At 40.6% G+C, this 14,949-nt stretch carries 18 protein-coding genes; 1 reads left to right on the forward strand and 17 read right to left on the reverse strand.

The features are described from left to right. Positions 1-100: 100 nt before the first annotated feature. Genes EIZ39_RS08775 through EIZ39_RS08790 form a run of 4 tightly spaced genes read right to left on the reverse strand, consistent with a single transcriptional unit; the run spans position 101 to position 2,530 of the window. Complete coding sequence (locus tag EIZ39_RS08775) at positions 101-301, reverse strand: DUF951 domain-containing protein (RefSeq protein WP_129199567.1); 201 nt, start codon at positions 299-301, stop codon at positions 101-103. Between the two features lie 20 nt (positions 302-321). Then, positions 322-1,155, reverse strand: a complete 834-nt coding sequence (locus EIZ39_RS08780) for a mechanosensitive ion channel family protein (protein ID WP_129199827.1) — start codon at positions 1,153-1,155, stop codon at positions 322-324. A 56-nt stretch (positions 1,156-1,211) separates the two neighbouring features. After that, entirely contained in the window at positions 1,212-1,478 is a 267-nt protein-coding gene (locus EIZ39_RS08785) for a putative Se/S carrier protein (RefSeq protein WP_129199569.1), read from the reverse strand. 23 nt (positions 1,479-1,501) lie between these two features. Then, on the reverse strand, positions 1,502-2,530 hold the full coding sequence (locus EIZ39_RS08790) for a YkvI family membrane protein (RefSeq protein WP_129199571.1): 1,029 nt from the start codon (positions 2,528-2,530) through the stop codon (positions 1,502-1,504). Positions 2,531-2,648: 118 nt separating this feature from the next. On the opposite strand from EIZ39_RS08790, the gene yyaC reads away from it, so the two are divergent. Further along, positions 2,649-3,251, forward strand: coding sequence for a spore protease YyaC (gene yyaC / locus EIZ39_RS08795; protein ID WP_129199573.1), 603 nt, complete (start codon positions 2,649-2,651; stop codon positions 3,249-3,251). A 76-nt stretch (positions 3,252-3,327) separates the two neighbouring features. On the opposite strand, the gene EIZ39_RS08800 is transcribed toward yyaC, so the two are convergent. The 13 genes from EIZ39_RS08800 to rpmH all read right to left on the reverse strand — a co-directional run bounded on the left by EIZ39_RS08800 (position 3,328) and on the right by rpmH (position 14,529). Next, positions 3,328-4,044, reverse strand: a complete 717-nt coding sequence (locus EIZ39_RS08800; protein ID WP_129199828.1) for a DUF554 domain-containing protein — start codon at positions 4,042-4,044, stop codon at positions 3,328-3,330. A 50-nt stretch (positions 4,045-4,094) separates the two neighbouring features. Further along, a complete protein-coding gene (locus tag EIZ39_RS08805) occupies positions 4,095-5,252 on the reverse strand; it encodes an aminotransferase class V-fold PLP-dependent enzyme (protein ID WP_129199575.1) in 1,158 nt (385 codons plus the stop codon). A gap of 76 nt (positions 5,253-5,328) precedes the next feature. Next, the gene (locus EIZ39_RS08810) at positions 5,329-6,171 is read right to left on the reverse strand and encodes a ParB/RepB/Spo0J family partition protein (protein ID WP_129199577.1); all 843 of its coding nucleotides are present in this window, start codon (positions 6,169-6,171) and stop codon (positions 5,329-5,331) included. Beyond that, on the reverse strand, positions 6,164-6,925 hold the full coding sequence (locus tag EIZ39_RS08815; RefSeq protein ID WP_129199579.1) for a ParA family protein: 762 nt from the start codon (positions 6,923-6,925) through the stop codon (positions 6,164-6,166). Before EIZ39_RS08815 ends, EIZ39_RS08810 begins: the two co-directional genes overlap by 8 nt. 135 nt (positions 6,926-7,060) lie before the next feature. Then, positions 7,061-7,882 carry a nucleoid occlusion protein gene (noc, locus tag EIZ39_RS08820; protein ID WP_129199581.1) on the reverse strand — a complete coding sequence of 274 codons (822 nt, stop codon included), beginning with the start codon at positions 7,880-7,882 and terminating at the stop codon, positions 7,061-7,063. Between the two features lie 209 nt (positions 7,883-8,091). Continuing rightward, complete coding sequence (rsmG, locus tag EIZ39_RS08825; protein ID WP_129199583.1) at positions 8,092-8,808, reverse strand: 16S rRNA (guanine(527)-N(7))-methyltransferase RsmG; 717 nt, start codon at positions 8,806-8,808, stop codon at positions 8,092-8,094. A 9-nt stretch (positions 8,809-8,817) separates the two neighbouring features. After that, entirely contained in the window at positions 8,818-10,704 is a 1,887-nt protein-coding gene (gene mnmG / locus EIZ39_RS08830) for a tRNA uridine-5-carboxymethylaminomethyl(34) synthesis enzyme MnmG (protein ID WP_129199585.1), read from the reverse strand. A 13-nt stretch (positions 10,705-10,717) separates the two neighbouring features. Further along, positions 10,718-12,094, reverse strand: coding sequence for a tRNA uridine-5-carboxymethylaminomethyl(34) synthesis GTPase MnmE (gene mnmE, locus EIZ39_RS08835; protein ID WP_129199587.1), 1,377 nt, complete (start codon positions 12,092-12,094; stop codon positions 10,718-10,720). 176 nt (positions 12,095-12,270) lie between these two features. After that, positions 12,271-12,891 (reverse strand): RNA-binding cell elongation regulator Jag/EloR, encoded by a 621-nt coding sequence (gene jag, locus EIZ39_RS08840; protein ID WP_129199589.1) that lies wholly within the window; start codon positions 12,889-12,891, stop codon positions 12,271-12,273. After that, positions 12,888-13,610, reverse strand: coding sequence for a membrane protein insertase YidC (gene yidC, locus EIZ39_RS08845; protein WP_129199829.1), 723 nt, complete (start codon positions 13,608-13,610; stop codon positions 12,888-12,890). The genes jag and yidC overlap by 4 nt, the downstream gene beginning before the upstream one ends. A 78-nt stretch (positions 13,611-13,688) precedes the next feature. After that, complete coding sequence (yidD, locus tag EIZ39_RS08850; RefSeq protein WP_129199591.1) at positions 13,689-13,898, reverse strand: membrane protein insertion efficiency factor YidD; 210 nt, start codon at positions 13,896-13,898, stop codon at positions 13,689-13,691. Between the two features lie 21 nt (positions 13,899-13,919). After that, positions 13,920-14,267 (reverse strand): ribonuclease P protein component, encoded by a 348-nt coding sequence (gene rnpA / locus EIZ39_RS08855; RefSeq protein WP_129199593.1) that lies wholly within the window; start codon positions 14,265-14,267, stop codon positions 13,920-13,922. Positions 14,268-14,391: 124 nt separating this feature from the next. Next, positions 14,392-14,529: a 50S ribosomal protein L34 gene (rpmH, locus tag EIZ39_RS08860; protein WP_205668534.1), complete on the reverse strand. Its 138-nt coding sequence runs from the start codon at positions 14,527-14,529 to the stop codon at positions 14,392-14,394. Between the last annotated feature and the right edge of the window lie 420 nt (positions 14,530-14,949).

Genomic DNA, 14,949 nt, shown 5'->3' on the forward strand with positions numbered 1-14,949 from the left:
AGCACTCCTCTATTTCAACTTTTTTCCTAACAACCTATTCATTTGAACGCTTCCTATTATAACTTATCTTGAAGCTTTTCGGAAAGTTTCATTACGAGGATTATTGATCAGTTTCTGTAATAAGCACCTTCTTCATCTTCTTCTCAAACTCTAATCTCGGGATCATGACGCTATGGTCACAGCCTGTACATTTTATACGTATATCGGCTCCCATACGAATGACCTTCCATGCATTCACTCCACATGGATGAGGCTTCTTCATTTCTACAACATCCCCTAAAGCGAATTGCTTTCTCTCCATTAGAACTCCTCCTATGATGCTTACACCTTTTCCTTCGGGTTTGGAATTGTTACAAGTCGAGGATACGGTATCTCTATACCTCTTTCATCGAATATCCTCTTTATCATGGCTCTTAATTTGCGATTAGCAGAAAAGTGTCCCATGGGCTTACAATCTGCTGTCAGCCTAATCACCACTTCTGAAGCCCCAAAATTTTGAACCCCGAGGACATTAGGTACTCCAATTAATTCCTCAATCTCCATAGGGGCTTTCTCTAGTTCTTCTTTTAAGATTCCAACTACCCTCTCTACATCTTCCTCGTAAGCTACACTGATATCTAGTACAGCTACACTGTTTTGAGTCGAGAAGTTTGTTACTTCGGTAATACTTCCGTTAGGTATAATATGAACTTCCCCTGTTATACTTTTAATCTTCGTGATTCTTAGGCCAATTTCCTGTACGGTACCTGTGAAGTTTCCGGTTGTAACATAATCCCCCACAGCAAACTGGTCTTCAAATATAATAAAGAATCCAGTGATGACGTCGCGGACTAGGTTCTGCGCCCCAAAACCCACTGCTAACCCTACAACACCGGCACTAGCGAGTACAGGGGCTAAATTGAATCCCAATTGAGTCAAAATTGAGAGTATCGCCACAAAATAAATGACATAGGTGACTACATTACTTGCCAAGCTACGCATCGTTTCCATTCGTCTTTCATCTACTTGAAACTTGCCCCGTTGCTGAAAAATTCGATTGATGCTTCCTAACAGGACTTTAACTAGGATCCGAGCTACGATGTAAATAAACAAAATCTTTACCGATGCTTTTCCAATTGTAATCCACATATCGGTATTGGTTATATATCTATACATTTCAAAATAGACGGCTTCAAACCACTGGCTAGAAGCCTCAAGCTGTTTATCCAAGATTAACCCTCCACCTCTTTATTCCATTCGATCGCCATGTAACCTGCCTCTCTTTTCTGAAAGAAGCCTCGAATCTCTACCTTCTCATCTCGAATAATCTTCGCTGCCGTGTGCAGATCTTCCTCTGGAAATTCAATAGACAAAGCGCACCCTGCTGTTATCTCTTTAGGTGTAGGTCTGGTATCAATGTCAATATCAGCAAATTCCAGGAGCATTTCTGTACGAATTGCTTGCTGGGTCGAATCGAATGCAATTAATATACTCGCCATCTCATTTTCCTTTCATCTTTTCTCTAAGGTCTACTTTCGAGCCTTCTACTAATAGGATATAAAATTAATAAGCCTAAGACAAATAAATTCAGTACACCATAGATAGGATAAAGGACACTTACTAATGTGGAAAATCCGAATTGGCTTAAGGGAATCATCAGCAATATCAAGATAAATGACATAACCCAAGAAGGTACGGTTAGTATAGATGAAACCCTTGAGACGATCCCATGCACTCCACTTAATGCTGTTGTGTAGATGGCTAACCACAAAATAACAGATACAACAATAATCATCCCTGTTGGGTACTGTTGTAATAACGAGAACAGCGGAATTTCATATGTACTGATCTCCTCGGACATTTGCATGAGAGAATAGTTCATCAATAGGGCTATGGAAGCTAACCCTGCCGTACTCACCAAACCAGCCACCCAAAGCTCTCGTCTCGTCTTCAACTCCCCTCCCAGCGTCGATAATACAGCTATTAGAGGAACAATATTCAAGGCTGCATAAGTGATTCCAGATGGCCATGAATCTGTATCCACTTGATTAGCTTGACCTACTGCTTCGTATCCCATAATAAAACGAATACATACAAATAACAACACACCAATAAGTACTGGAATGATAAAAGATTGAATGGAAACTAGTCCTTTTACGTCAAATAGAAGAACAACAAAAACCATAACAGCAATAAACAGAACCCCTATCATATACGAGTAATTCCATTGAGCAAATGTTGCCCCACTCCCTGCAAACATAACAACAGACATAGATAGTAAATAAAGCATGGTTAAGACATCAAACACTGCAGCCAGTCTCTTTCCCATTAACGCTTCTAACACTCCATAATAATTAGCAGTTTGTTTTGTCTTACTAATATTGAGAACTACAATGACCATTATAAAAAATAAAACCATAGCAAGAAGCAAACTATATTGACTCCTCACACCATAGGACCCAAAGAACTCCCAAATCTCTCTTCCCGATGCGAACCCAGCTCCAATGGTTGTTCCGATAATCGTTAATCCAATCTTGACCGCTCTCCACATAACCGCTTGGACACCCCCTTACAAAATTTTATGTAAGAGGCGTTTTAAGAATGTCCAAATGTATATTATTTTTCTAAATTCCGTATACTATTAATACTTATTTTTCCAGGAGGTAGCTATGAAGCGTAACCCTTTTTTTCAAACGCCTTCATCCCCATTCAAGATAGAATATACTCGTGATGATGCAATTGACGCTCTTACTCACGATCTCAACAAACGTATGCTGGCTTACAGACCATTTACGGAGGTCGTTACTCTTTGCATTGGAACGGATCGATCTACAGGGGATGCACTAGGTCCTCTGGTTGGAACACGACTTCAAAAGCTGTACCCACCTGGCATGCAAATCTACGGAACGATAGACGAGCCTGTCCATGCCGTCAATCTTAAAGAGAACATCGAAAAGATTGAAAAGAAACACCCCTACGCCCTTGTCATTGCAGTAGACGCCTGTCTTGGTCAATTTAACAGCGTTGGCAATATTACAATCTCTCACGGTCCTCTGAAACCCGGAGCCGGTGTAAAAAAAGAACTACCTGAAGTAGGAAACCTTCACATTACAGGGATTGTAAATATCGGAGGTTTTATGGAGTATTTTGTCCTCCAAAACACTCGATTAAGCATCGTTATGAAGATGGCAGACACCATTGCTCATTCTCTTTATAAATCATCATATCAACTTTTCCACCCTAAAGAAAACTTAGCTAACGTTAAACTTTAGTTCACAATTAAACTTCATCTCTATAAAAACAACTAAAAGCTCAACAGGCAATTAAAGGCCATTGAGCTTTTCTTATCTATCCAAACAATTGAGAAGTCTTTGAAATTAACGGGACCATAAGAGCAGCAACAACGATAGCTGGCAATAAATTCGCGACGTTAATCTTTTTGATCTCGAGAACATTAATCCCAATCCCAATAATCAGTATTCCACCAACCGCAGTAATCTCGGCAATAATTGCCTCTAGCATTTCCTGACTGACTAACACGGAGATAAAAGTCGAAGCAATCGCTATTAGTCCTTGATATAAAAAGACCGGAATAGCAGAAAACATAACGCCAATACCTAAAGTTGAAGTAAAGATAATAGCAGAAAAACCGTCAAGCATCGACTTCGTATATAAGATATCGTGATTGTTTCTTAACCCGCTATCCATCGCTCCAAGAATCGCCATAGCCCCAACACAATAAACTAGTGTAGCTGTAACGAAACCAGTTGCAATATTCCCTTTACCTTTTCCACCAACTCTTCGCTCTATCCATTGCCCCAACTCATTTAACCAGTGATCAAGACGAATCAATTCGCCTAATATTCCACCAATAACAACACTAAAGATAAGAATAAGAAAATTTTCCGTTTTCAATGCCATAGTAAGACCTAATAACCCAACCGCAATTCCAATCCCTTGCATGACCGTCGTTCGGATTCCATCACTAATTCGCGTAAACACACTACCAAGGATCGCTCCACAAATTATGGCGACAGCATTGATAATTGTACCCCACAAAACCATACTTCTCACTTGCCCCTCTCTCACTTAACAATCTTTTTTTATAGATTTTCCTACTGTTTTAGTTTTTCCATTATTTCTTGGATAGCCTTTACTAAAACCTTAACATCATCCATCTTATTAAAATAACCAAAACTTGCTCTCACAACCCCTTGGTCAAGGGTACCAATCGTCTCATGACCGAGAGGTGTACAGTGATATCCAGAACGCACAGCAATACCGTACTCATGATCAAGGATAAACGCTGCCTCTGAAGCATCCAAACCATCTATCGAGAACGCAACAACAGCAGCTCGTTCCACCTCTTTACTTTGTCCGTAAAGAGTTACACCTTCAAGTTGTTCTAACCGACTCATTAGCTCATAGGTAAGTGAAAATTCTTTTTCTCTAATTTGATCCACACCGGTCTGAAGTACAAAATCCACCCCTGCACCCAACCCTACAATCCCAACCGTGTTTTGGGTCCCACTTTCATAACGGTCAGGTCTTGTCAAAGGTTGTTCAATTGCCTCCGAGTGACTACCAGTCCCCCCAACCATTATTGGGGATATTTCTAACTCTGGATGTATGTACAGCCCCCCCGTCCCTTGCGGTCCATATAGTCCCTTATGACCCGGGAATGCAAGTAGCTGTATATTCATCTTTTCCACATCAATAGGAAACACACCAGCTGATTGAGAGGCATCCACCATGAACGGAACTCCCTTCTCTTTACACAGCCGACCAATTTCCTCAACAGGAGCTAGTGCTCCTATGAGATTAGAGGCATGACTTACAACTACTAAAGCCGTATTAAACCTAAACTCTTTCCGGAAGCTTTCCAACTCAAAGATATATTCACTATTTGGCTTCACGTAAGAGATCTCTACCCCTATTTCTTTTTTCAAAAACTCCAACGGCCTTCTTACAGAGTTGTGTTCCAACGTCGTAGTGATGACGTGATCTCCCGGTTTCAGTAAACCTCTTATCCCTAAATTTAACGCAGCTGTCGCATTAAGAGTGAACACAATATCATTTGGATTCTTTACATGAAATAATTTCGCTATTTTCGCTCGAGTGTAGAACAATTCTTTGCTAGCTCGCAAGGCAAGTTGGTGACCTCCCCTTCCAGGGTTAGCCGCATATTCTTCTAAACATTCCACCATCTTCTGCTTAACTGCCGTTGGTTTCGGCCAAGTTGAAGCCGCATTGTCTAGATACGTAATCTCCATTCCCCATCCCCCTTTCCACATAGATCAAAAAGAAAAGGTTATGCGGTACTTTCCCGACATAACCAACATACTTAGCTTACCCTTTTTGAATAATTTCCATAATCCGTTCCAAATCGTCATTTGTGTAAAACTCTATTTCGATTTTACCTTTGTTTTTACCTTTTTTAATTTGCACAGAGGTCGCAAAGGTATCCCGTAATCTTTCCTCAAACTGAGATAGAAACACATCTCTCTTCGGTTTCTCTTTTGTTTCACGTGAAACAGGTTGAGAGAGAGTTTTGATCATCTCTTCCACTTGTCTTACACTTAGATCTTTCTTAATCACTTCTTGGGCAACCTTTTTTCGCAATGCGTTATCCTCTAGTCCAAGCAAAGCTCTAGCATGCCCCATAGATAATGTTCCACGTGAAACATAGTCTTGAATTTCTTGAGGAAGATGCATCAGTCGCAAAAAGTTCGCGACATGCGGGCGACTCTTTCCTACTTTTTTTGCTAGTTCTTCCTGAGTAAGAGATAAGTGCTTCATTAATTTTTCATAAGCAAGTGCTACTTCAATGGCATTCAAATTTTCTCGTTGGAGGTTTTCGATAAGGGCGATCTCCATGATCTGCTCATTTGAAAACTCCCGTACAACAACCGGTACCTTCTTTAACCCAGCTCTTTCAGAGGCTCTTAATCGTCGTTCTCCTGCAACTAACTCATACCCTTTGATACTCTTTCTAACGATAAGAGGCTGAATAACTCCGTGTTCTTTAATCGATTCTGCCAGTTCGTCGAGCGCTTTTTCATCAAAGTCTTTACGTGGTTGATACGGATTCGGTCTGATCTCTGCATGCGGAACTTCTACAATTAAATCATTTTCTTCAACGTGAAGCGATGGAATTAAAGCGTCTAATCCTTTTCCAAGTCTCTTAGCCAACTCCCAACACCTCCCTTGCTAAATCCATATAAACCTCCGCGCCACGAGAGCGAGGATCGTACGATATAATGGCTTGTCCGTGACTTGGCGCCTCACTTAAACGTACATTACGAGGGATAACCGCCTGGTACACCTTCTCGCGAAAATACTTTTTAACTTCCTCTATCACCTGGATGCCAAGATTCGTCCGAGCATCCAACATCGTTAGCAAAATCCCCTCGATCTGAAGAGAGGTATTAAGATGTTTTTGTACTAGTCTAATCGTATTCAACAGTTGACTTACCCCTTCTAATGCATAAAATTCACATTGAATAGGTATCAACACTGAATCCGACGCCGTCAAGGAGTTGACCGTTAAAATCCCAAGGGACGGAGGACAATCTATAAAAATATAATCGTATTTATCTCGAATCGATTCTATTGCTTTCTTCAACCGAACCTCACGGGAAATCGTAGGTACTAACTCAATTTCGGCTCCAGCTAATTGTATAGAAGCTGGAAGAGAAAATAAATTTTCAACCTCAGTCGGAATAATGGCATCCAATGGGTCGATATCATTAATAAGTACATCATAAATGCAATAACGAATATCGGCTTTATTAATCCCTATTCCACTTGTTGCATTTCCTTGCGGGTCGATGTCAACCAATAAGACCTTCTTGCCTAAAGTAGCAAGACAGGCGCTTAAATTCACTGAAGTCGTAGTTTTACCTACGCCTCCTTTTTGGTTAGCCACCGCAATGACCTTCCCCATCTTCTATTCACCTCTTACTGTCCAAGCATTCACCAGAAACTTTATTTGTATTAGGTGCGTTTGCTCCCTTCAAGAGTCTATGAAGGGTCAAATTCTATTGTATCTCATTTCTTTCACAGTGAATAGACTAACCATCTACTTGTTTTTAGGTATCTTAATCGTAATCTGGTAAAACTCTTCATAATCCTCTTCTTCAGACTGAATAGAGAGTCCATTCTTCATCACCATATCGATGGACTGACGGACAGTATTGATAGCCAATCTTGTATCCTTAGAGAAGGAAACTCTTTTTTGTGGTTTCTTAGGTTCTTTAGCTTCAAGAATCTGTTTAATTCTATTTTCCGTTTGCTTTACATTCAGATCCTTTTCTAGAATTTCTTCTAACATCTTTAATTGGATATTTTCATCTTTGAGTGCTAATAGTGCCCGAGCATGTCTCTCTGTTACTTTTCTTTGCAGTAGGTACTCTTGAACTGTACTTGGAAGATTCAACAACCTAAGCTTATTTGCAATGGTTGACTGTCCTTTTCCAAGTTTTTGCGCTAAACTTTCCTGTGTTAACTGATGTAAGTCAATGAGCTTCTGATAGGCAATAGCTTCTTCGATGGCTGTTAATCCTTCACGTTGCAGGTTTTCTATTAGTGCGATAGAGGCAGCTTGAGAGTCGTTCAGGTCTTTTACAATCGCAGGGATCGTCTCATAACCTAACTTCTTCGTAGCACGCCATCTTCTTTCTCCAGCAATGAGCTCGTATTGTCCATTGCGTACCCGCACGACGATGGGTTGGATTATTCCATGCTCTTTGATGGTTATACACAACTCGTCAATCCGCTCATCATCGAAGACCGTTCGAGGTTGATACGGATTCGGGATAATAGATTCTACAGCAATATGTTTAATTTCATCTTGCTCACTTTTTTCTGACAAACCAAACAAACGGGTAAATTGATCCCTCAATTTCGTACACCACCCTGTGGGATATATGAAATCTTCGTACTTTCCTGGAAGATCATGATATAGTCGTCATGTTGAAACATATTATTATATAATTCGCCATCCACTACTATTCTCCTGCCTCCCCATCCCTTATCTAAGTATTATGTTCCACGTGAAACAACAAGCAAATTAAAAAGAGGCTTTATTAGAAGCCTCTAAATTGAACTTGCCTATACGATTGGTTTTTTTGCAGGAGTACCCGCTTTTCTAGGATACCCTTTGGGTGTTTGAAAAAGTTTGTGAATTAATATAATACTTCTTTCGGATTGCTCATTTGGAAGCTGAAAACTCTCCATTTTCTCCGTCTTACCGCCTAGGGTTTTGATAGCCTTTTTCGCTTCATCTAGTTCATTCGAGGCATCTGCTCCCTTTAATACAAGGAAAACTCCCCCTGCCTTGGCGAATGGCAGGCAAAACTCAGATAGAATATTCAATCGAGCCACCGCTCTTGCTGTCACGACATCGAAGCGATCTCTATATTGAGGATTTATTCCTAGCTCCTCCGCTCTTCCATGTACACACGCCACATCTTGAAGGCCTAATTCTTGAGCAAGTTGCTGTAAAAATGTAATTCTCTTATTGAGTGAGTCTACAATAGTAACTCGTAAATGAGGATAAATAATCTTAATAGGTAAAGAGGGAAACCCTGCTCCTGCTCCAATATCAATTAGCGTTTCAACCTTAGAAAAATCAAAGAAGAAAGACGCTGAGATGGAATCAAAGAAATGTTTTTCATATACGTCGCCCTTCTCCGTAATAGCTGTAAGATTGATTTTCTCATTCCACTCCACGAGCATGGTGTAATACTTTTCAAATTGACCCATCTGCCCAGCTGTTAAGGTTACCCCTCTTTCAGCTAACTTCTCTTGAAAAATTGTCGGTTCCATAAAACTCTCCTAACTCGTGACTTTGTTTCTTTGTTCTAAATAAATCAGGAGCACGGATATGTCAGAAGGTGTAACACCGGAGATTCGAGCTGCTTGACCAATATTTAAAGGTCGGATCTTAGCTAATTTATCTCTAGCTTCCTTAGCGAGACCTTGTAGTTGTTGATAGTCAATGTGAGCCGGGATCTTCTTACTCTCCATCTTTTTCATTCGCTCTACATCCTGTAGTTGTTTGCGAATATATCCCTCATACTTGATTTGAATCTCTACTTGCTCCGTCACATCAGCTGGTATCTCCATGTCCGGGGGAGCTAACTCAACCAATTCTTTGTACTTAATTTCTGGTCTCCGTAATAGAACCCCAAGTTCTATTGCATTATCTATCACGGCAGAACCGGACCGCTTCAGAAATTCCTGAACATGGGCATCTGGCTTAACTTTCGTATTCATCAAGCGTTCCTTCTCATCTTCAATCCACTTTTTCTTTTCCACGAACTTTGTATATCTCTCTTCAGAGATTAATCCAATTTCATATCCCTTCTCCGTCAATCTTAGATCTGCATTATCATGACGCAACAGGAGGCGATATTCCGCACGAGAGGTAAGTAGACGATAAGGCTCTAACGTTCCTTTCGTTACTAAGTCATCAATCATCACAGCAATATAAGCTTCGGAACGGTCCAAGATAAGCGGTTCTTTTCCTTGGACTTTTAGTGCTGCGTTAATTCCTGCCATTAAACCTTGGCCAGCCGCTTCTTCATAACCAGATGTTCCGTTAAGTTGCCCAGCCGTATACAGATTCTCGACCTTCTTGGTCTCTAATGTAGGCCAAAGTTGAGAGGGTACGACAGCGTCGTATTCTATTGCATATCCTGTACGCATCATTTTTACATTTTCCATTCCGGGAATGCTGCGTAACATCTGAAGTTGAACATCTTCAGGTAAGGAGGTTGAGAAACCTTGAACATACATTTCCAACGTATTTCTCCCCTCAGGCTCTAAGAAAATCTGATGTCTTGGTTTATCATTAAATCTAACCACTTTATCTTCAATGGAAGGACAATAGCGTGGACCCGTTCCTTCAATGACCCCTGAAAACATAGGGGCTCGATGTAAATTGGAATTAATAATCTCATGTGTTTCGCTACTTGTATAGGTAAGCCAGCAAGGAATTTGATTTGGTACTTCCTCTTTCGTTTCATAAGAGAAAAATTGGGGTTTATCATCTCCAGGTTGGATTTCCATCTGACTAAAATCTACGGTGTTCTGATTCACGCGAGGAGGTGTCCCTGTTTTGAAGCGAACAAGTTCAAATCCTAAATCCTTCAAGTTATGGGAGAGGTTTATAGACGGTGCCATATTATTTGGCCCACTCTCATATTGAAGCTCTCCTATAATGATCTTTCCTCTTAAATAGGTACCTGTGGTCAAAACAACTGCCTTGGAAAGATACCTTGCTCCTGTTTTCGTGATGACGCCCCCACATACTCCATTGTTTACGATTAACTCCTCTACCAGCCCTTGTCTTAACATGAGATTAGGCGTGTTCTCAATAGTTTCCTTCATTCTATGTTGGTATAAGAACTTATCTGCTTGCGCACGCAGAGCATGAACGGCAGGCCCTTTACCGGTATTGAGCATCCTCATTTGTATATAAGTCTGGTCGATATTTCGACCCATTTCCCCGCCTAATGCATCAATCTCCCGAACCACGTGCCCTTTAGCCGGACCTCCAATCGAAGGATTGCAAGGCATATAGGCCACTGCATCTAAATTAATGGTAAGTAAAAGGGTATTACATCCCATTCGTGCTGCAGCTAGTGCCGCTTCCGCTCCTGCATGTCCAGCTCCAACTACAATAACATCATACGAGCCCGCATCATATTGTGATACCAATGAACTCCCCTCCTTATTTTCCAAGACAAAATTGAGAAAAAATCTGATCTAGTAAGCTGTCGCTTGCTGTATCCCCAACAATTTCACCAAGCAGCTCCCAGGTTCGTTTTAAATCAAAAGCTGAGATATCGACTGGCATTCCAGATTCGATACTTTCAGCAAAATCGTCCATCGCTTTAATGGACTCCTTTAATAAAGCAATATGCCTTGCATTACTTACATAGGTTTGATCTTCTTGCATGACATGCCCTTGGAAAAACAATGTAGCTATAGCCTGCTCAAGATCCTCAATTCCCTCTTCCTCTTTTACAGACGTTGTAATCAATTTTAGATCAGGAACTAGTTTTTTCAATTCCTCTAGGTCTAATTTCTTTGGTAGGTCTACTTTGTTAATAATTACTATTGTATTTAATCCTTTAACTAAATCCAATAAGGTCTTATCTTCTTCAGAGAGTTCTTCATTATAATTCAACATGAGTAGGATTAAATCCGCTTCCTTTAACATCTGTCTAGACTTCTCTACTCCAATTCGCTCTACGATATCCTCTGTCTCTCTTATCCCTGCTGTATCGACCAACCGCAACGGAACTCCCTTGACGTTAACATACTCTTCAATAACATCACGTGTCGTGCCTGGAATGTCTGTAACAATCGCCCGGTTCTCATGTATGAGGCTGTTAAGCAATGAGGACTTCCCCACATTGGGGCGACCTACGATAACGGTGGACAATCCTTCTCTAAGAATCTTGCCTTGCTCCGAAGTACTAACAAGTCGCAGGATCTCTTTGTTAATGAGCTTACTCTTTTCTAACAACATGTTTCTCGTAACCGATTCTACATCATGCTCAGGATAATCAATATTCACTTCAATATGAGCCAGCAATTCTAAGATATCTTGTCTCAAGCGTTGAATCAGTCTCGAGAGCTTCCCCTCTACTTGATGTAGGGCTACTTTCATTGCGCGGTCCGTCTTTGCTCGAATCAAGTCAATTACAGCCTCTGCTTGAGATAAATCAATTCTTCCATTTAAGAATGCCCTCTTCGTAAATTCACCTGGTTCGGCTAATCTAGCTCCATTCTCCAACACTAACTGCAACGTCCGATTAACCGAGACAATTCCTCCGTGGCAATTAATTTCAACAACATCCTCTTTCGTAAATGTGCGCGGCGCCTTCATGACAGAAATCATTGCTTCTTCCTGAATCGTTCCCTCACTGGGCTCAATTAAATATCCATAATGGATCGTATGTGTATCCACAGTGGATAACTTGTGTTTTCCTTTAAATATCTTATCCACAACCAGAATGGACTCGGGTCCACTTACACGAATAATCCCTATCCCACCTTCACCCATAGGCGTGGCAATGGCTGCAATGGTATCGAATTCCATAGAATGAGTGCTCCTTATATAAAAATGCCTTAGTATATAGATTTCCCTAAAATATTAGAATATCATACCAGTAGAAAATAAAAAAGCCTAGCAACGTGCTGACTTGAATAATTATTCATATCCCAATCAGAATCACAAAAAACACCTTATACAAAGATTGTACAAGGTGTTTTTTTCTATTTCTTCGCTTGAATAACAATATAGCGATTCGGATCTTGTCCCTCACTATATGTATTAATGTTTTTGCGTTCTTGAAGAAAAGTATGAATTACTTTTCGTTCATGTGAAGGCATTGGCTCTAACTTGATCACTTGGCCGGTTTTTATCGCTTTATGTGCTAATCGATCAGCAAGTTGCTCTAGGGTTTGTCTGCGCTTGAGTCGATAATTTTCTGCATCCAAAACAATCCGAAGATAAGAATCTGAGTGCTTGTTCGCGACCGTATTAACTAAAAATTGTAGTGAATCTAAAGTCTGGCCACGTCTGCCAATGATAATACCTAGATCCTCACCAATAATATCCAAAAGCGTAGCATCCTTTTCATTCTTCACTTCGATAGTGGCCGTTACACTCATGGTAGCAAGTATATCTTGAAGGAAAGTTTTCGCTTCTTGAATTGGATCAATCTTAAGTTCTACTTCCAATTTTGCAGGGCGGGCGCCAATGAAACCAAAAAAACCTTTTGTTGGTTCTTCTAGGATAGTTACGGTTACTTGGTTCTTCTCAGCATTTAACTGTTTAAGTGCCAGGGCAATAGCTTCATCGACCGTTTTGGCGGTAACCGTTACTTTCTTCACTTCTTTTTAACCTCCTGGGCTGGAACCGGTGTGTTCCCTTTAATGAAAAAGGTTTGAACGATGGTGAAGATATTACCAAATACCCAATACAAAGATAAGGCAGAAGGTAAAGTTACAGCAATTACAAGAATCATGATTGGCATAATGACAATCATCATCTGCATTTGAGGGTTAGGAGGCATTCCCATTCCCATCATTTTACTTTGGAAGTATGTTGTGACGGCAGCAAGTATCGGTAAAATATAATATGGATCCGGTTGTCCTAACGCCATCCAGAGAAAACTATGTTCTCTTACATGCTCATTGCGCATAATAGCTTGGTAGAAAGCAATGAGGATCGGCATTTGAACTAACAAAGGTAAACAGCCAGCAAGTGGATTTACGTTATGCTTTTGAAATAACTTTAATGTTTCCTCTTGGATCTTTTGCTGATTATCTTTATACTTATCTCTAATCTTCTGCAGCTCTGGTTGCAGGGCTTGCATCGCTTTAGAACTTTTTAATTGCTTTATCATTAATGGCAATACAGCAAGACGAATAATGATGGTCGTTGCTAGAATCCCAAGACCATAGCTACCCCATAACAATAAAGCAGACTCATCGATCAGCCAAGATAATGGATAAACGAAATAACGATCCCAAAACCCGCCTGTATTCGGATCAATGGGAGGTGGATTGGTCATATAATCGGTGCCGCAACCGGTTAGGAGAAGCATCATAAAAGGTAAAGATAAATAGGTAAAGCTTTTCTTCCTAAAACGCAAGAAAACTCCTCCTTGCACGAATATGTATAAGATTTAAGGAACGGGATCATAGCCTCCAGGATGAAAAGGATGACATTTTCCTATTCTTCGCACCGTTAGCCATGTTCCTTTCAACGCTCCAAATTTTTCAATGGCTTCAAAGCCGTAGGCTGAACAACTGGGATAAAAACGGCAGCTTGGCGGTTTTAATGGTGAAATTCCTAATTGATAGAACCGAATTCCCCTTAATAGCAAGCGCTTCACTAACCCTTCCTCCCTTAGAAGCTATTCCTTAGATAGGAGCTTGGCTTTCCTCAAACAATGGTTCAAACTCGCGGATAATTCATGGAATTCCATCTCTGCTACGGGAGTCCGTGCAATAATCACAAGATCACCTCTCCAGGTTATCTCTGGGAGCACTAACCGAGAAGCCTCTCGGATCAGCCTCTTCACCCGATTTCTGACTACTGCCTTGCCAATTTTCTTAGAAACTGAAATCCCTATACGAATCTGTTCTTGTCCCTCTTTAGGGAGCATATAGACAACAAATTGGCGGTTAGCCGCCGATTTCCCCTGTTGAAAGACTTTCTGAAATTCATTTTGATCACGAAGACGGTTGTTGCTATGTAACATAAGTAAACCCCTATCCCATGTAAGTTGGTTCCTCTTTTAAGATTATGGGAAAGCGGAGATCGGAATAAACCCAAACTGCCGGAAAAAAGCCTTGAATTACAGAAAGGCCACTTGCAAAAGTGGCCTAGGCAGATAATACTTTTCTTCCTTTTCTGCGACGCGCAGCTAGAACTTTACGACCGTTCTTTGTGCTCATTCTCTTACGGAATCCGTGCACTTTCTTACGCTTACGATTATTCGGACTAAACGTTGGTTTCATTATATCCACCTCCCTTGAGGAATAACACTTATTCTAACACTCCAGACCAAATCAGTATTCACTTTCATTCTTCGAATAGGAGTGCTGCCCTTCGTCTTGCAAGTACCACAAGTTCTCCAGACATTCTCGATTATTATATTCCTTCTGCCTAGCTCTGTCAAGAATATTGCTTGTCCAAATCCTGGACCTAAGAAAAACTGTATCACTTATTGAATAGTACAGTCATCACTTAAGAATAAAAGACTTGAAATTATTTCCCAAACCTCGTTGTGGAAAAGCGTGAAACATTTTTCGTCGGATATCGACAGGGTTATCGAGCTAATATCCACATAATATAGTATTGTGAATAAGAATAAGCCACAACGTGTTGTGGTTGTGGATAAATCACAAAAACCCATTGATATAAGGAGTTTTATCTGCTAT

The sequence above is a fragment of the Ammoniphilus sp. CFH 90114 genome, from assembly GCF_004123195.1.
Taxonomy (GTDB): Bacteria; Bacillota; Bacilli; order Aneurinibacillales; family RAOX-1; genus YIM-78166.